General features: G+C 54.2%; 14 protein-coding genes. 9 read left to right on the forward strand and 5 right to left on the reverse strand.

The window, feature by feature from the left end:
• Nucleotides 1-204 precede the first annotated feature (204 nt).
• From tkt to fba, 6 genes are all read left to right on the forward strand, one after another.
• Nucleotides 205-2,202, forward strand: a complete 1,998-nt coding sequence (gene tkt / locus K1567_RS18385) for a transketolase (protein WP_034139639.1) — start codon at nucleotides 205-207, stop codon at nucleotides 2,200-2,202.
• A 139-nt stretch (nucleotides 2,203-2,341) separates the two neighbouring features.
• On the forward strand, nucleotides 2,342-3,397 hold the full coding sequence (gene epd / locus K1567_RS18390) for an erythrose-4-phosphate dehydrogenase (RefSeq protein ID WP_034101220.1): 1,056 nt from the start codon (nucleotides 2,342-2,344) through the stop codon (nucleotides 3,395-3,397).
• A 17-nt stretch (nucleotides 3,398-3,414) separates the two neighbouring features.
• Nucleotides 3,415-4,578, forward strand: a complete 1,164-nt coding sequence (locus tag K1567_RS18395) for a phosphoglycerate kinase (RefSeq protein ID WP_034101219.1) — start codon at nucleotides 3,415-3,417, stop codon at nucleotides 4,576-4,578.
• Nucleotides 4,579-4,607: 29 nt separating this feature from the next.
• The gene (locus K1567_RS18400; RefSeq protein WP_034101218.1) at nucleotides 4,608-4,835 is read left to right on the forward strand and encodes a lipoprotein; all 228 of its coding nucleotides are present in this window, start codon (nucleotides 4,608-4,610) and stop codon (nucleotides 4,833-4,835) included.
• A 61-nt stretch (nucleotides 4,836-4,896) separates the two neighbouring features.
• On the forward strand, nucleotides 4,897-5,229 hold the full coding sequence (locus tag K1567_RS18405) for an MliC family protein (protein WP_169867572.1): 333 nt from the start codon (nucleotides 4,897-4,899) through the stop codon (nucleotides 5,227-5,229).
• 233 nt (nucleotides 5,230-5,462) lie between these two features.
• The gene (fba, locus tag K1567_RS18410) at nucleotides 5,463-6,527 is read left to right on the forward strand and encodes a class II fructose-bisphosphate aldolase (protein ID WP_003177554.1); all 1,065 of its coding nucleotides are present in this window, start codon (nucleotides 5,463-5,465) and stop codon (nucleotides 6,525-6,527) included.
• A 112-nt stretch (nucleotides 6,528-6,639) separates the two neighbouring features.
• Here the strand turns inward: fba and K1567_RS18415 are convergent, their stop codons facing one another.
• The 4 genes from K1567_RS18415 to K1567_RS18430 form a co-directional block, all read right to left on the reverse strand.
• The gene (locus K1567_RS18415; RefSeq protein ID WP_259445008.1) at nucleotides 6,640-7,857 is read right to left on the reverse strand and encodes an MFS transporter; all 1,218 of its coding nucleotides are present in this window, start codon (nucleotides 7,855-7,857) and stop codon (nucleotides 6,640-6,642) included.
• Nucleotides 7,841-9,448, reverse strand: coding sequence for a carbamoyltransferase C-terminal domain-containing protein (locus tag K1567_RS18420; protein ID WP_220698745.1), 1,608 nt, complete (start codon nucleotides 9,446-9,448; stop codon nucleotides 7,841-7,843). The genes K1567_RS18415 and K1567_RS18420 overlap by 17 nt, the downstream gene beginning before the upstream one ends.
• 21 nt (nucleotides 9,449-9,469) lie before the next feature.
• Nucleotides 9,470-10,564, reverse strand: coding sequence for a SagB family peptide dehydrogenase (locus K1567_RS18425; protein ID WP_220698746.1), 1,095 nt, complete (start codon nucleotides 10,562-10,564; stop codon nucleotides 9,470-9,472).
• A 1,427-nt stretch (nucleotides 10,565-11,991) separates the two neighbouring features.
• The gene (locus K1567_RS18430; RefSeq protein ID WP_034101214.1) at nucleotides 11,992-12,657 is read right to left on the reverse strand and encodes a polysaccharide lyase family 7 protein; all 666 of its coding nucleotides are present in this window, start codon (nucleotides 12,655-12,657) and stop codon (nucleotides 11,992-11,994) included.
• A 308-nt stretch (nucleotides 12,658-12,965) separates the two neighbouring features.
• On the opposite strand from K1567_RS18430, the gene K1567_RS18435 reads away from it, so the two are divergent.
• From K1567_RS18435 to K1567_RS18445, 3 genes are read left to right on the forward strand one after another with little or no spacing between them, the layout of a single operon-like run.
• Entirely contained in the window at nucleotides 12,966-15,071 is a 2,106-nt protein-coding gene (locus tag K1567_RS18435; RefSeq protein WP_034101213.1) for a bifunctional diguanylate cyclase/phosphodiesterase, read from the forward strand.
• A gap of 41 nt (nucleotides 15,072-15,112) precedes the next feature.
• Nucleotides 15,113-15,613 (forward strand): M48 family metallopeptidase, encoded by a 501-nt coding sequence (locus K1567_RS18440; RefSeq protein ID WP_034115331.1) that lies wholly within the window; start codon nucleotides 15,113-15,115, stop codon nucleotides 15,611-15,613.
• Nucleotides 15,614-15,632: 19 nt separating this feature from the next.
• Nucleotides 15,633-15,929 carry a helix-turn-helix domain-containing protein gene (locus K1567_RS18445; protein ID WP_034101211.1) on the forward strand — a complete coding sequence of 99 codons (297 nt, stop codon included), beginning with the start codon at nucleotides 15,633-15,635 and terminating at the stop codon, nucleotides 15,927-15,929.
• A 76-nt stretch (nucleotides 15,930-16,005) separates the two neighbouring features.
• Here the strand turns inward: K1567_RS18445 and K1567_RS18450 are convergent, their stop codons facing one another.
• The gene (locus tag K1567_RS18450) at nucleotides 16,006-16,458 is read right to left on the reverse strand and encodes a GNAT family N-acetyltransferase (RefSeq protein ID WP_220698747.1); all 453 of its coding nucleotides are present in this window, start codon (nucleotides 16,456-16,458) and stop codon (nucleotides 16,006-16,008) included.
• Nucleotides 16,459-16,610: the final 152 nt, after the last annotated feature.

Here is a 16,610-nt window from a genome sequence, read left to right on the forward strand (position 1 = left end):
GTTTTGATATTGATCGATAAGTGGCGGTTATAAGCAGTCGCTATAACCTTTAGACGAACACGTGAAAGGTTTCCGCAGACGATTGCCGCGCAAACCACAGGAAAAACCGCCTCAAGTGACTATCTGTCATTGCCCGCAGGCGGTGGCTGAGGGAAAATGCCGGTCCTTTTTTCCGTTTCTTTCTATATCCGCAGGAGAACAGCGATGCCCAGCCGTCGTGAGCGTGCCAACGCCATTCGTGCCCTCAGCATGGATGCCGTGCAAAAAGCCAACAGCGGCCATCCCGGTGCCCCGATGGGCATGGCGGATATCGCCGAAGTGCTTTGGCGTGACTACCTGAAACACAACCCGAGTAACCCATCGTTCGCCGACCGTGACCGCTTCGTGCTGTCCAACGGCCATGGCTCGATGCTGATCTATTCGCTGCTGCACCTGACCGGCTACGACGTCACCATCGACGACCTCAAGAGCTTCCGCCAGCTGCACAGCCGCACGCCGGGCCACCCGGAATTCGGCTACACCCCAGGCGTCGAGACCACCACCGGGCCGCTGGGCCAAGGCCTGGCCAACGCCGTGGGTTTCGCCCTGGCTGAAAAAGTGCTGGGCGCGCAGTTCAACCGCCCTGGCCACGACATCGTCGATCACCACACCTATGTGTTCCTGGGTGATGGCTGCATGATGGAAGGCATTTCCCACGAAGTCGCGTCCCTGGCCGGCACCCTGGGCCTGGGCAAGCTGATCGCCTTCTACGATGACAACGGCATCTCCATCGACGGCGAAGTCGAAGGCTGGTTCACCGATGACACCCCGAAGCGTTTCGAAGCCTACAACTGGCAGGTGATCCGCAACGTCGACGGTCACGACCCGGAAGAGATCAAAACCGCGATCGACACCGCCCGCAAGAGCGCGCAGCCGACCCTGATCTGCTGCAAGACCACCATCGGTTTCGGCTCGCCGAACAAGCAAGGCAAGGAAGACTGCCACGGCGCTCCACTGGGTGACGCGGAAATCGCCCTGACCCGCGAAGCGCTGAAGTGGAACCACGGCCCGTTCGAAATCCCGGCTGACATCTACGCCGAATGGGATGCCAAGGAAAAAGGCCTGGCCACCGAAGCCGAGTGGGACCAGCGCTTCGCTGCCTACTCCGCCGAATTCCCGGAGCTGGCCAACGAGCTGGTCCGCCGCCTGGCCGGTGATCTGCCTGCTGACTTCTCGGAAAAGGCATCTGCCTACATCGCCGAAGTCGCTGCCAAGGGCGAGACCATCGCCAGCCGTAAAGCCAGCCAGAACACCCTGAACGCCTTTGGCCCGTTGCTGCCTGAGTTCCTCGGCGGCTCGGCCGACCTGGCCGGCTCCAACCTGACCCTGTGGAAAGGCTGCAAAGGTGTCACGGCCGAAGATGCCAGCGGCAACTACATGTACTACGGCGTGCGCGAGTTCGGCATGAGCGCCATCATGAACGGCGTGTCCTTGCACGGTGGTCTGGTGCCTTACGGCGCAACCTTCCTGATGTTCATGGAATACGCCCGCAACGCCGTGCGCATGGCCGCGCTGATGAAGAAGCGCGTGATCCATGTATACACCCACGACTCCATCGGTCTGGGCGAAGACGGCCCGACGCACCAGCCGGTCGAACAACTGACCAGCCTGCGTACCACGCCGAACCTGGATTGCTGGCGCCCAGCCGACGCGGTGGAATCCGCCGTGGCCTGGAAGCACGCCATCGAGCGTAAGGACGGCCCTACAGCGCTGATCTTCTCCCGTCAGAACCTGCAGCATCAGGCGCGCACCGACGCGCAGATCGCCGACATCAGCCGCGGCGGTTACGTGCTCAAGGACTGCGTGGGCGAGCCGGAGCTGATCCTGATCTCCACCGGTTCCGAAGTGGGCCTAGCGGTTCAGGCGTACGACAAGCTGACTGAGCAGGGCCGTAACGTGCGCGTTGTATCCATGCCGTGCACCAGCGTGTTCGAAGCCCAGGACGCCGGCTACAAGCAATCGGTGCTGCCGTTGCAGGTCAGTGCGCGTATCGCCATCGAGGCGGCACACGCCGACTACTGGTACAAGTACGTGGGCCTGGAAGGCCGCGTGATCGGCATGACCACCTACGGTGAGTCGGCGCCGGCGCCAGCCTTGTTCGAAGAGTTTGGCTTCACCCTGGAAAACATCCTGGGTCAGGCTGAAGAGCTGCTGGAAGACTAAGTCAGTCTGCGTTGTCTGTACTGGCGCTATCGCGGGCAAGCCCGCTCCTACATTGGATCGCGATCTGAAGGTGGGAGCGGGCTTGCCCGCGATGGCGTCGGAACATTCAACACTGAGCGAACTATTGATCGAGAGCCCTATGCCCCAACCGCGTCCCTACAAAGTTGCACTCAACGGCTACGGCCGCATTGGTCGTTGCGTCTTGCGTGCTCTGTTCGAGCGAGGGGCGGCAGCCGGGTTCGAGATTGTTGCCATCAACGATTTGGCCGACATGGCCAGCATCGAATACCTGACACGCTTTGACTCCACCCATGGCCGATTCCCCGGCGAAGTGCGGGTCGACGGCGATTGTCTGCATATCAATGGCAACTGCGTGAAAGTCCTGCGCAGTGCCACCCCCGAGGGCATCGACTGGGCGGCGCTGGACGTCGACCTGGTGTTGGAATGCTCCGGTGCCTACAACACCCGCGCCGATGGCCAGCGGTTTCTCGACGCCGGCGCGCCGCGTGTGCTGTTTTCCCAGCCGATGGCCAGCGAGGCGGATGTCGACGCCACCATCGTCTATGGCATCAACCAGGATTGCCTGACTGGCGATGAGCGGTTGGTGTCCAATGCGTCCTGTACCACCAACTGCAGCGTGCCGTTGTTGCGCCTGCTGGATCAGGCGATCGGCCTGGATTATGTGTCGATCACCACGATCCACTCGGCCATGAACGACCAGCCGGTGATCGACGCTTACCACCACGAAGACCTGCGCCGCACGCGGTCGGCGTTTCAGTCAGTGATTCCGGTGTCTACCGGCCTGGCGCGCGGCATCGAACGCTTGCTGCCGGAACTTGCCGGGCGAATCCAGGCCAAAGCCGTACGTGTGCCGACGGTGAACGTGTCCTGCCTGGATATCACCATGCAAACCGTCAGCGACACCGATGCCGTGGAGGTCAACCGGATCCTGCGCGACGCCGCCACCGGCGGTCCGCTCAAAGGTTTACTGGCCTACACCGAGTTGCCCCACGCCAGTTGCGATTTCAACCATGACCCGCATTCGGCGATTGTCGATGCCAGCCAGACCCGCGTTTCCGGCCCCAGGCTGGTGAACATCCTGGCCTGGTTCGATAACGAATGGGGTTTTGCCAACCGAATGCTGGATGTTGCGGAACATTATCTGCACATCGCCTCTAAACAACCTCAACAGTAATTCAGGAACTGCGACCCATGACCGTGTTGAAGATGACCGACCTCGATCTGCAAGGTAAGCGCGTACTGATTCGCGAAGACCTCAACGTCCCAGTCAAGGACGGTGTTGTCACCAGCGATGCGCGAATCCTGGCCTCGCTGCCGACCATCAAGCTGGCCCTGGAAAAAGGTGCGGCCGTGATGGTCTGCTCCCACCTGGGTCGTCCGACCGAAGGTGAGTTCTCCGCCGAAAACAGCCTCAAGCCGGTAGCCGATTACCTGAGCAAGGCCCTGGGCCGTGAAGTGCCGCTGGTGGCTGACTACCTGGGCGGCGTTGACGTGAAGGCCGGCGATATCGTGCTGTTCGAAAACGTGCGCTTCAACAAAGGCGAGAAAAAGAACAGCGACGAACTGGCCCAGCAATATGCTGCGCTGTGCGATGTGTTCGTCATGGACGCCTTCGGCACCGCTCACCGTGCCGAAGGTTCGACCCACGGCGTGGCCAAGTTCGCCAAGGTTGCGGCTGCCGGCCCTCTGTTGGCCGCTGAGCTGGAAGCCCTGGGCAAGGCTCTGGGCGCGCCGGCACAGCCGATGGCCGCCATCGTGGCGGGCTCCAAGGTGTCTACCAAGTTGGACGTACTTAACAGCCTCAGCCAGATCTGCAATCAGTTGATCGTCGGCGGCGGCATTGCCAACACTTTCCTGGCCGCAGCTGGCCACCCGGTGGGCAAGTCCCTGTACGAGCCGGATCTGCTCGACACCGCCCGCGCCATCGCCGCCAAAGTCAGCGTGCCGTTGCCGGTGGATGTGGTCGTGGCCAAGGAATTCGCCGAAAGCGCCGAAGCTACCGTCAAGCTGATCGCTGACGTAGCCGCCGATGACATGATTCTGGATATCGGCCCGCAAACCGCGGCTAACTTCGCTGAGTTGTTGAAGGCTTCCAAGACCATTCTGTGGAACGGTCCGGTCGGCGTGTTCGAGTTCGACCAGTTCGGCAACGGCACCAAGGTGCTGGCCAAGGCCATCGCCGACAGCTCGGCATTCTCCATCGCCGGTGGCGGCGACACCCTGGCGGCCATCGATAAATATGGCGTGGCTGACCAAATCTCCTACATTTCTACCGGTGGTGGCGCATTCCTCGAATTCGTCGAAGGCAAAGTGCTGCCGGCCGTTGAAGTGCTGGAAACCCGAGCCAAGGGCTAAGGCTCGTGATCCGGAAAAGGAGCATTCCTATGATCAAGTCATTGGCACTGGTGTTCGCGGCGGGCCTGCTGGCCGGCTGCGGCAGCGCGCCCACTGCGGCGTCGACGCCCGAACAGCCTGCGGCGCAGCAGAAACAGAGCTGCTACCAGGCTGACTGGCAGGCCGAAACCATGCCGGTGATCAACAAGCGCATCGGCAATGAACGGCTGGAGAAATACGACTCCGCGCCCAACGGTCAGGAACAGGGTTGCCCTTGACGGGTCTGATCAACTAACCGACAGCAGTGGCGGCCTTTGGGCCGCCGTTCGAGGATTGGCAATGAAAGGCGTTTTCGCCCTGGCGGCACTGGCTCTGTTGGCCGGTTGCAGCAGCATCAACATGTTCAATAAGGCAGACCCTGCCGATAAGTGGACCACCTGGACCTGCGACAGCAAGGCCCAGGTCAACTGGCGCTTTGCCAATGCGGCCCGCAGCGAGGTGGATGTGCGCCTCGGCGGTTCCGACCAGGTCTACCGCCTTAAACAGGAGGTTGCCGCCTCGGGCGTGCTGTACAGTAACGACCAACTGGCGTTTCACACCAAAGGTGAGGAAGGCCTGGTTTACTGGGTCGCCACCGACGATTTGATCGGGCGTGGCTGCAAGGCCCAATAAGATTTCAAATTTGATGAAATCAAAATGTGGGAGGGGGCTTGCCACCGATAGCGGTGGATCAGTCAACAAATTCATCACTGACAGGCTGTCATCGGGGGCAAGCCCCCTCCCACACTTGCAATAACGATTCAGCAGGCCAGGCCCATAACACCTGGCCTGCAATAACTTGAATAGCAGCCGCCGCTACGGCAGGCTTGCACGATTAACGACCCTCGACCGGGAGAGACAACACAATGGCACTTATCAGCATGCGTCAAATGCTGGACCACGCAGCCGAGTTCGGCTATGGCGTCCCAGCCTTTAACGTCAACAACCTTGAGCAGATGCGCGCCATCATGGAAGCCGCTGACAAGACCGACTCCCCAGTGATCGTCCAGGCTTCGGCCGGTGCCCGCAAATACGCCGGCGCGCCGTTCCTGCGTCACCTGATCCTGGCCGCGATCGAAGAATTCCCGCACATCCCGGTGTGCATGCACCAGGACCACGGCACCAGCCCTGACGTGTGCCAGCGCTCCATCCAACTGGGCTTCAGCTCGGTCATGATGGACGGCTCCCTCGGCGAAGACGGCAAGACCCCAACCGACTACGAATACAACGTCCGCGTTACCCAGCAAACCGTGGCCATGGCCCACGCTTGCGGTGTTTCGGTGGAAGGCGAGCTGGGCTGCCTGGGTTCCCTGGAAACCGGCATGGCTGGTGAAGAAGACGGCATCGGCGCCGAAGGCGTGCTGGATCACAGCCAAATGCTGACCGACCCGGAAGAAGCCGCTGACTTCGTGAAAAAGACTCAGGTCGACGCTCTGGCCATCGCCATCGGCACCAGCCACGGCGCCTACAAGTTCACCAAGCCGCCGACCGGCGACGTACTGGCCATCGACCGTATCAAGGAAATCCACAAGCGCATCCCTAACACCCATCTGGTGATGCACGGTTCTTCCTCGGTACCGCAGGAGTGGCTGGCGATCATCAACCAGTACGGCGGCGACATCAAAGAAACCTACGGCGTACCGGTTGAAGAAATCGTCGAAGGCATCAAGTACGGCGTGCGCAAAGTCAACATCGACACCGACCTGCGCCTGGCCTCCACCGGCGCAATGCGTCGCCTGATGGCCACCAACCCGAGCGAATTCGACCCGCGCAAATTCTTCGGCGCCACCGTCACCGCGATGCGTGATGTGTGTATCGCTCGTTACGAAGCATTTGGTACTGCGGGCAATGCGTCGAAGATCAAGCCGATCTCGTTGGAAGCCATGTACCAGCGTTACTTGAAAGGTGAGTTGAACGCTAAGGTGAACTAAGCCTCAGGCGTTTAAAAAGAAGCCCGCAGCGATGCGGGCTTTTTCTTGTTGAGATTTGGCTAGGTGGGTTCGCAAGACAGGAGATTCACGGAATGAACTTTTTGATTCTGCACTAGCTGACAGGTGTGTGCGCTTGTTTTTTTTGCAAGTATAAATAGACCATAACGGACGCCGACGCAGTTAGAAATGCCATGCCTGCTGCCACAATAAAAGGTGCTGGGCGACCACCCGCGATTATTAGCATTGTTCCTAAAGAGGGGCCCGTTATCACGCAAAGTATTTGAATGCTTCTAAATGATAGGGATATTCTTCCAATATTTTCTGTAGGACATAATTGCTGAAGAATTATATTTGAAGATATTATGAGTGTCTCATAGCCGAAGCCATTCAAAAACCAAACCATTGGATAGAAGTAGGCTCTCCCCGGTGTTTGGAAAAATACTAAAATTGCGGTCAGGGTTAATGCTGTAGAGAAAATAAGTAATGCGCCTGACCGAAGAAGAATTTCATCGAAGTTTCTCAATTTAAATTTCATCATCAATGCGGCACTTATTGCACCTCCGGCCGTCGCTGATACGATTATTGAAAAATTGACTGGATGTAAACCTTCATAGGCCAGAAAAGACGCCAAATGTGGGTCATAAATACCTAAAGCCAGCGATGTAAGCAGGGAGTACAAAAAGCCTATGCGTAGTTGAAAAGGTAAGGCGTTGAATATAGATAGTCCTCTTATTATATCGAGATAAAGTGGTAAGGCTTTGATGGAGCTTGCCTTAATTTGCGTTCGGAGTGATAGGCAAATAGACCTCAGGAGTGGAAAGGTTAATAAAACTGCGGTAGCTGAGAAAAAGAATAAATCTTTAGGCGACAATACTGCCGTTAACACGCCTGCAAGTAACGGTGCAAGAATTTTTGACGATTGATCAAATAAACTTACGTGACTGAAAAAAGATTTGTGCTCATCAGCATGTATCAATTGCCGAACAAGAATGGTTATTGACGGAAGGTAAAATAAGGTTGACATGCCTTTGAATATGACGAAAAGCAAAAAGCTTTTAAGGTCTGGAGACACTGCCAGCCCTAAAGTAGACAGTATGCGGAGTGAAGCGCCGGATACTAGTGTTTTCCTTACATCATATCGATCTATCAGCGATCCTATAATCGGACCTAGAAACAACATAGGCGCACCCAGGCAAAAAGCCAGGAACGCTATCGAAGAAGGAGAGGCATGCCATAGATAAACGGGAACCGTGAAGATTAAAAAAATATCGAGCCACAGTGAGAAACTGGATAGCGCTTGCACGCAAATAAGTTTACTTGACGTTTTCATTATGACGGTCTGGATGCAGAAAAAGCTTATCTTCAAATACGAAGCCATCCAGTTCATTTTCACTGGCGAATCGATACAAGTCGCTTAGTCTATTTATAAAGCCGCATCCGTTGAAATTTAAAGAGGTGTTACAAAGTACGCCGACTCCTGATACGGCATGATAGGTGCTGAGTAATTGGTGCATACGAATATTCTGTAATTTATTGACTGATTGCGGACGCGCTGAATTATCGACGTGTGTCACCGCCGGTATGCTAGCTGAGATAACTTTGCGAAATTCCAGCATGAAGGGTGAGGGGTCAGGGGGATAGAAGTATTCAGCCATACATTCTTCTAAACATATCGGTGCTATAGGGCGAAACCCTTCGCGTTTCTTGATTTTGTTTAATCTAACGAGATTTTCTCTAGGATAGGGCGCCGCTAATATTGAGCGATTTCCAAGAGCCCTAGGACCTATTTCATATCTACCCTGTACCCAACCTAATATACAGCCTGTATGAAGCAGTCGTGCTACACGTCTAGTATCGTAGGGCTCGCTAACGAAGATGCCAGTGTTATCTATGTCAGAGTATGATGGTTCTCCTGCATAGGGTGACCAAGTTATTTTCGCAATTCCTTTGGTGTGCAATAATGCATCAATCGCAGTTCCAATTGCAGACCCACTGTCGTTTGTGCACGGAGGAATAAAAACATCAGAGAATAGTTTCGTCTCTTTCCATTTGGAATTCCAATCACAATTTAATCCGCATCCGCCGACTATTAATAAAGGTGCGTCATCAAAAATAAGTTTCTGTGCATAATCGCGAAACATATTGAAGATTGCGTTTGAGAAGTGATGTGCAAGTGATGCAAATCTAGGGTGCTCGATTCCCATGTTATAATATGCGCTGTTACTGAATTGAAGTTTGTGAAGTTTTCTGAAATTTATGTTATTGTCGAATAAGTTGGCGATTATATGTATGGCGTCCTGATCAAGATCGCCATTTTCTCCATAAGCAGCAAGTGCCATGAGCTTGCCTGCATCACTTAAACGAATTTTTCCTGGTCCAAGATTGAAGGTGGGATCTGCGAGCGCATATAAAAAAGCAAATCTGTCCCCAGGGTTTTTAAGTGCACTACCCAATTTGGTGATATTTACGTTTTCATCAATTCGATAGAATGCACCGAAATAACCCTCCCAGAGCAATGCATAGCAAGGCTTTCCTTGAGGAAAGGGTGAAAGCCCGTATCCGCATAAGAGGTGTGAACGCTCATGGGATGATGAAAAATAAGTAATGTTGTGACCAAACATCGAGCGTTCTTGATGAATGATATTGTTTAGTCCTGAATAGCCCGCACCAATTATGTCGCTTTCTGAGTTCAGTCCTTTGCCTTTGCTCCACCCGCTCTGAGCTACTACGTCCACGGGTTTTTTGATCATTTTGGAGACTTTCAACAGTACGTCAGGTGTCACGCCTGAAAACCGAAAGCCGTTATCTTTTTCTGCTTCTACACAAAACTCCAAGTGGTCATCAATAATTAGGGCTGCCGCCCCGTTATGTCCATCTTTAAGGCCAAGTATTACGGTTTCATTGTTTTCTACATTGACCATGCTCAATCCCCTTAATTAGTATCAGGATCCGTCAAGTAGTTCTCTAACTTCTCTAGTGTACGAACTACCTGTTCCATGTCCCGCTCCTACTAAAAAAATGACTTGCTCCGAAGGAAGGTTGACTTCTAAGAGTTCATTTATTTCTTTGTCATGAAAGTAACCGGTCAGCCAAGGGTGTAGGCCAAGCGCCGTGATTAATAAGTTTGCAGTTTGTGATAAATGTCCAACGTCGAGCAGCATGGGACGATAGGCGCGAGAGTGCGGGTATTTCCACCAAAGCTTGTCAAAACGAGATGTGAAAAAAATTGCGAATGCTAAATTGTTTGCCCAGTGCTGACCGCATAAATAAGTAGATAATACTTCAGGCGGAAGGTCGCGTACCCTCTCCAGGGTATGCTGTTCACATATATAATGATAAATGCCAGGGTCAAGATCCTCGACATTTTGCACCCATACATAACCCTCCGTAGCTTGTAAGCCTCCGGCCGAAGGTGATGTCCTTCTGAAACCAAATTTTTGAGCGCCAATGGGAGCGTCGTAATCGGTCTCTTTTTTGTCCGCTAAAGTTCCATACAGTATGGTCGCCAGTGATGATATTGATACTGGGGTGTCAAAAAAATCTCGGCAGGTGTGACGTGCTAAAAGCGTCTCCCAAAGGCTTGCTTCTTTAATGGCCGAAAGATTTGGAGGGGGTAGTAATGTCTTTTTTCCTCCTTTTATTAAAAAAATATTTGGTTCATTTTTATGAATTGACTTACAAAAATCTAAATAGCTTTTAGCGTACTCAATGTACATTTCAGGCTTGTCTGGGGTTGGAGGATTTGGATGAGACGTTCCGATATGGAATATTTTTGATAGCACGTCCCAGCCCCAATCATCGGTTGGCTTCACTTCACACAGTACCCCTGAGCTATCTATAGACACGTCATCGGCTGTGTCCGATACGAAATCGCCTGTGGAAAAAGTCACTAGCCGTTCAAATTCACTTACGCTTATTTGAAATTGGATGTGATTTCTATAGTCCCACAAATAAATCGCACCATCTTTCAGTAGAAAGAATATGTCATTCGAAAGCCATTTTTTTTTCGCAGAACACATAGCCGCCTGACCACCCATGAGTGAGGTTCATTTTTAGTGGCTGCCTGAGCCGAAGCCCAGGCGGCATATCGTTATTTAACTGCTAGCTTTCTGCCGTCAGACGCTTCGATAACGCTACCTCCACCGTTGGGGGTATATTTATAGCGCGGTACAGTCACCCTCTTAATTGAGAAGTGAGGTGTCTGGTACGCATCGTTTGACTGATTGTTAAGCGTCGGTTCTATAATTACACGATTCATATATAGTTCCTCAGTGTTATTGCATTCGCAGATTGGCGATGCACTCAAACCGTATGAAGGTTTATTTTGATTGTCAATGTGTGTTTTTTTTGAGCTGTATTATTTTTATCTAAGTCCTTGTTTGATTTTTGTATGAGCTTGTAGGGTTATTCTGATTGATACTTCCCACATTTCGCGCTACCGCTGATTTTTGAAAATATTAAGTAATACACAGTTATGAAATATTTAGTTGCATATGTGCGAAAGATTTGATTGTCGTTGTGATTCAAATACTCTTCTTTGTGGCTTAATTTCGGGAGTTTGATCGGAGAAACCGAGTACGACGCAGGGGATATCTACGTTAATATTGACCAGTATGGGGGGCGCCCTAGCGGCCATGAACGTAATATGGGGTGTGTATCACGTGTTATAACGCGTTTGTACTGGGCTAATAAATCCTCAGGGATTCAGCCGATTTTTTAGGGTACGCTGTGCAGCACTTAGCAGAATCCAGACTCGCGCTTAAATCCCAAGCAATAGGCATAAAAAACCGAGCCCCTATCAGGCTCATTAATGGGGGCGGTGTGCTGATCTATTATTCGGTTATCTATGGGTTTGTGGTTATTTGGAATTTATCTATAAGACTGTCGAAGTTTACAGTGTCATCGATTGCGTTTTGTCCTCATTATTGGGCTATCAATCCAGTAAAGGAGTACGCGGTCATGACACTTTCAAGTGCTTGAAAATGGGTGCAATACTCGGTGCTTTTATGCTTATAGGGCAGGTATACGGAGTGGAGTTGAATTGCCCTGAGGTCTCGACCATCAAGGCTGTCAGTCGCCAGTTTGCGGATCGGAGCGGTGTTTGGAAGGGTGAGCAAAACATTGAAGACAGTTCTATTACAGCCGCATTTAAGTTCCAAGGTGCAGCCATTAAACAAGGTACAGATATTGAGACCAGCCACGCTTATTACTATGTGGCTTGTAATTACGTCGGCGCAGGAAGTGACGAACACTTGAGAATGTCCCAGAGATTCGTTCGTCTCCCGTGGCACAGGGCTCTAATTGGAATGAGAACAACGAATGTATCCAGAGCAGTGTTTCTAAATGCGCCTTTAACGTAATGAATTCAAAAGGACCTGCTCCGATTAAATTGCCTGTGCAATAAGCAGGTGAAAAGCCCCTCGCAAATGTGGGGGCCGAGCAAAGCCGGCTCCCACAGAATCCTTTACTCGTGATCAATATCCAACTTGTCGAACGTCACCTTCGCTCCTTCCTTGCTATCCCCGCTGTTGTCCTGCACATAAGCGCCGGCCTTGAAGTACAGCGGCTTGGCGCCCCAGGCGGCGCCGATGCGTTCGTTCCATTCGCCATCGGCGGCATAGACGCTCAGCAGTCCGGCTTTGTTGAGGTTGATCACGTAGGTGAAGCTCTTTTCCAGCGGTACGTTGGAGGCCACGGTGATCACGCGGCTCTCCTCTTCGTCCGGACGCATGCGCACTTTGGCGACGATGTTGCCGGTCTGGGTTTTTTCCTTGAATTGATACTCAAGTTTGATCAGCGGTTTCTGGCTCTCATACGCGTGGATTTGGCCAATCACGATTTTGCCAGTGGAAGGCACCTGGTTGACGGTGAGGGTGGCGCGTAGGAAGTTGTCGGCGTCGGGGTAGGTCCAGTTGCGCAGGCGGCCATCGGCGTAGGTTTCGCGCAGTTCGCTGCGGGGGTAGATGGCGTTTTCGGTGCGGGTACCGGTGACGGGTGTCCAGAATTGCACATTGCTGCCTTCGGCCTGGAAATATTGGTCGTTGAAGCCGCTGAGCAGTTTCGGGGTTTCGATGGTCGCGGGGGGCGAGCCGACCGGAATGCTCAGGTTCCAAGTAGAGAGGTCGATCATGGCATTGGCCTTTTACGGGGGTGAAAGCTCTGGCACGGGGCCTTAAACGTTCTTTATAGGCGGTGGCCGTCCAATTGTTAAACAATCGATGGCAGTTTATTGGCGTCAACGGAATGTCAAAATGCCATGTTTCCCATGAATCGGGGGCTGTAGAGGTTGACCGTTAGTCGGCTGCCCGAACTTTGGCGCAATGATGGCATCCACTTCCCTTCTGATTTTTCAGAACCAGAGCTAGAGTGAAGCCTCAGTGTTTATCCGGGTTTTATCTCAGAAGTGACCGGAGCGGCAATCTAAGGATGAGACGTAGCATGGAATGCGCTCCACACCACGGCGATGGCAGTTCGGTTCTTCTGGTGGTCGACGACTACCCCGAAAACCTGATCAGCATGCGCGCCCTTCTGCAACGTGAGGATTGGCACGTGGTGACCGCTGCGTCCGGCGTGGAAGCCTTGGAGTTGCTGCTGCAGCATGACGTCGATTTGGTATTGCTGGACGTGATGATGCCGGGCATGGACGGTTTTGAAGTCGCCCGCCTGATGCGCGGCAGTCAACGTACGCGCATGACCCCGATCATTTTTCTGAGTGCCAATGCGCAATCGCCTGCTTCCGTCTTGGAAGGCTATGCCAGCGGCGCCATCGATTACCTGTTCAAGCCTTTCGACCCACATATTCTCAAACCCAAGGTCCAGGCGTTGTTGGAGCACCAGCGCAATCGCCGGGCTTTGCAGCGCTTGAGCCACGACCTGGAGTCGGCCCGCGCCTTCAATGCCTCGGTGCTCGACAACGCTGCCGAAGGCATCCTGGTGGTCAGCGAGGAGGGCGTGATTCAGTACGCCAACCCGGCGATCTCGCGCTTGCTCAACGCCACGCACAATGAGCTGCAGGGCCAGCCGTTTCTGAGTTTTCTGCAAAAGCCTCATTTGCCTAGTTGGCAGGATTCGCAGATGTATGCCGGTTACCAAACGGGCCAGACCTGGCGCCTGCATGACGCCCTGCTGCGCACCGGTCGCGGTCAGCAGGTGCCTGTGGCGTTATCCTGCGCGCCGCTGCCGTCCGAGCAGAAGGCGATGGTGGTGACGGTGCTGGACATGTCCGAGGTGCGCCACCTGCATCAGCAACTGGAGTTTCAAGCGGTCACCGACCCACTCACCGGTTTGCTCAATCGCCGTGGGTTCTATCAAGCCGTGGAAAACAGCCTGTTGCGTGGCGAGCGGGGGGAGCAGTCGCTGGTGCTGCTGTATCTGGACCTCGATGGATTCAAGAGGGTCAACGATTCCCTGGGCCATGATGCAGGGGATCGGGTGCTGCGCTGGGTCTCGGAACAACTGCAAGGTTGCCTGCGTTCCTACGACATCATCGGACGCATGGGCGGCGATGAATTTACCGCGTTGGTGGAGCTGGAGTTTCCGGAGCAGGCGGCAAAAATTTCGGAAAAACTGATCGAACGGGTGTCTGTCTGTCAGCAAGTTGACGGTTTGGATGTGATGCTCGGCGTGAGTATCGGCATCGCCACGTTTCCAGACTGCGGCGCGGATTTGAATGGTCTGCTGCGGGCGGCCGATATCGCTATGTACGAAGCCAAACGCGCAGGGCGTCAGCAATATCGCTATTTCGACCAGGAAATGAACGGGCGTGCCCGCTCACGCTTGATGCTCGAAGACAGCGTGCGCACGGCAATCGAAAATAAAGAGTTCACCCTCGTCTACCAGCCGCAAGTGTCGTTGGAGGATGGGCGCCTGCGCGGCGTGGAAGCGTTGTTGCGCTGGCAGCATCCCAGTGTGGGTGACGTGCCGCCGGGGTTGTTCCTGCCGTTGCTGGAGGAAGCGCGGCTGATCAGCCAATTGAGCGCGTGGATTTACCAGCAGGTCGCCGCCCAGCGTCATGCCTGGCACAGCACTTTCGATGAAGAGCTGGTGCTGAGCATGAGCCTGAGCAGCAGCCAGTTCAATATGCCCAACCTGGCCAACCAGCTGCAGCAGATGCTGGAGTGCTACGGTTTGAACGGGCGTCAGTTGGAGGTGGAAATCGGCGAGGATTGCCTGATGAGTAACCGCGAGGAGGCCATCAAGCAACTCAAGTTGTTGCGTCGCATTGGTGTGCGTATCGCCTTGGATGACTTTGGTTCCGGGCAGTGTTCCCTGGCCCATCTGCGCGATCTGGAGTTCGACACCCTCAAGCTCGATCCGAAATTAGTGGCGCGCCTGCCGGGCTCGGCGCGCGATGCGGCCATGGCCCGCAGCATCATTGAGTTGTGTGCGCATTTTGAAGTGCTGGTGGTGGCCGAGGGCGTGGAAACCCAAGAGCAGGCCCACTGGCTCAGGGCACACGGCTGTCCGTTCGTTCAAGGGGCATGGGCGGCATTGCCGTTGATGGCCGAGGAAATGGTCGACTGGTCCCGCACCCGCGTGAGTTGAATTGGTTACACTGACGCCCTTCGAATCCCGCCGCGCACGCCATGACTACGCTGAAATACCTCCAGGCCTACCCTGTCACTCTTCAGGAGCAAGTGCGCCAGATGATCGCCAAGGACCAATTGGGCGCCTATCTGGAGCAGCGTTATCCCGAGCGCCATGGAGTGCAGAGCGACAAGGCCTTGTACGCCTACGCGCTGGCCTTGAAGCAGGAACACCTGCGCAACGCGCCGGCCATCGATAAAGTGCTGTTCGATAACCGCTTGGACCTGACGCACCGAGCCCTGGGCCTGCACACGACCATTTCCAGGGTGCAGGGCGGCAACCTCAAAGCCAAGAAAGAGATCCGCATCGCCGCCTTGTTCAAAGAGGCCGCGCCGGAATTTCTGCGCATGATCGTGGTGCATGAGCTGGCGCACTTCAAGGAATCGGACCACAACAAGGCGTTCTACAAACTCTGCCAATACATGATGCCGGAATACCATCAGGTGGAATTCGACCTGCGGGTATACCTCACGTATCGCGACCTGCTGGGCAAACCCTGACCGCACAAGGCCAATGACCATGGATGTGAGCAAAACCAAAAGCAGCTTCTACCGCCGCCTCTATGTGGCCTACCTGATCGATAGCGGCCAGGCCAGCAACGTACCGGCGCTGACGGAGATGACCGGCATGCCTCGGCGCACGGCCCAGGACACCATTGCCGCGCTGGCCGACCTGGATATCGTGTGTGAGTTCGAACAAGAAGACGGCGCCCGCAACCATGCCGGGTGTTATCGAATTCGCGACTGGGGCGCGATCGATCGGCGCTGGATCGAAGCCAATCTGACCTCGATCAAGCGCGTGCTGGGTTATCCCTGAGTTCTTGGTTGATTCCCTGGCATCATCGGGGGCAAGCCCCTTCCCACAGTTGGCCGCAGTGCTCTGGATGGCTTTCTCAGGCGCGCCGCATGCCGATATGAGGAATGTCGTCCTCCAGGTATTCCTCTCCCGCTACCACGAAGCCATAACGGCCGTAATAGCCCTGCAAATGCGCTTGGGCTGAGAGAAATATCGGCGTATCAGGCCAGATATCGTCAATCTGCTTGAGAGTCTCTTCCATCATCCGGTGCGCCAACCCGGTGCCCCGTGCCGCTGGGGCAATAATCACTCGGCCGACCACCACGTCACCGCCTTGGGTATCGGGGTCCAGCAGCCGAAGGTAGGCCACCAGCTCGTCACTCTGCCAGCCCATCAGTTGATGGGTGTCGCCGATCAAGTCCTGCCCGTCGACGTCCTGATAGATGCATTTCTGCTCCACTACGAAGACTTCGTTGCGTAACCGCAGGATGGCGTAGAGCTGATCTTTGCCCAGGTCATTGTGGTGTTTGCAGACCCAATCAACTGTCATGGTGTGTTCTCGCATAAATGTCTGTTCTTGATAGTAAGCGCGACGGGCAGCTCTGTCTAAATGGTCTATTGTGGTGAATGAAATCAATTAGCCATCACTGAGTGCCCTGTTGCCCCGTTTCTTTGTGTAATCTGGGCTACTGTTAACACCTC

The sequence above is a fragment of the Pseudomonas sp. S5F11 genome (genome assembly GCF_019641515.1).
GTDB lineage: Bacteria > Pseudomonadota > Gammaproteobacteria > Pseudomonadales > Pseudomonadaceae > Aquipseudomonas > Aquipseudomonas rhodesiae.

What these genes read in the sequence shown, in the direction of transcription:
- tkt (WP_034139639.1), top strand. Translation starts at nt 205, where the DNA reads ATGCCCAGCCGTCGTGAGCGTGCCAACGCCATTCGTGCCCTCAGCATG.
- epd (WP_034101220.1), top strand. Translation starts at nt 2,342, where the DNA reads ATGCCCCAACCGCGTCCCTACAAAGTTGCACTCAACGGCTACGGCCGC.
- K1567_RS18395 (WP_034101219.1), top strand. Translation starts at nt 3,415, where the DNA reads ATGACCGTGTTGAAGATGACCGACCTCGATCTGCAAGGTAAGCGCGTA.
- K1567_RS18400 (WP_034101218.1), top strand. Translation starts at nt 4,608, where the DNA reads ATGATCAAGTCATTGGCACTGGTGTTCGCGGCGGGCCTGCTGGCCGGC.
- K1567_RS18405 (WP_169867572.1), top strand. Translation starts at nt 4,897, where the DNA reads ATGAAAGGCGTTTTCGCCCTGGCGGCACTGGCTCTGTTGGCCGGTTGC.
- fba (WP_003177554.1), top strand. Translation starts at nt 5,463, where the DNA reads ATGGCACTTATCAGCATGCGTCAAATGCTGGACCACGCAGCCGAGTTC.
- K1567_RS18415 (WP_259445008.1), bottom strand. Translation starts at nt 7,857, where the DNA reads ATGAAAACGTCAAGTAAACTTATTTGCGTGCAAGCGCTATCCAGTTTC.
- K1567_RS18420 (WP_220698745.1), bottom strand. Translation starts at nt 9,448, where the DNA reads ATGGTCAATGTAGAAAACAATGAAACCGTAATACTTGGCCTTAAAGAT.
- K1567_RS18425 (WP_220698746.1), bottom strand. Translation starts at nt 10,564, where the DNA reads ATGGGTGGTCAGGCGGCTATGTGTTCTGCGAAAAAAAAATGGCTTTCG.
- K1567_RS18430 (WP_034101214.1), bottom strand. Translation starts at nt 12,657, where the DNA reads ATGATCGACCTCTCTACTTGGAACCTGAGCATTCCGGTCGGCTCGCCC.
- K1567_RS18435 (WP_034101213.1), top strand. Translation starts at nt 12,966, where the DNA reads ATGGAATGCGCTCCACACCACGGCGATGGCAGTTCGGTTCTTCTGGTG.
- K1567_RS18440 (WP_034115331.1), top strand. Translation starts at nt 15,113, where the DNA reads ATGACTACGCTGAAATACCTCCAGGCCTACCCTGTCACTCTTCAGGAG.
- K1567_RS18445 (WP_034101211.1), top strand. Translation starts at nt 15,633, where the DNA reads ATGGATGTGAGCAAAACCAAAAGCAGCTTCTACCGCCGCCTCTATGTG.
- K1567_RS18450 (WP_220698747.1), bottom strand. Translation starts at nt 16,458, where the DNA reads ATGACAGTTGATTGGGTCTGCAAACACCACAATGACCTGGGCAAAGAT.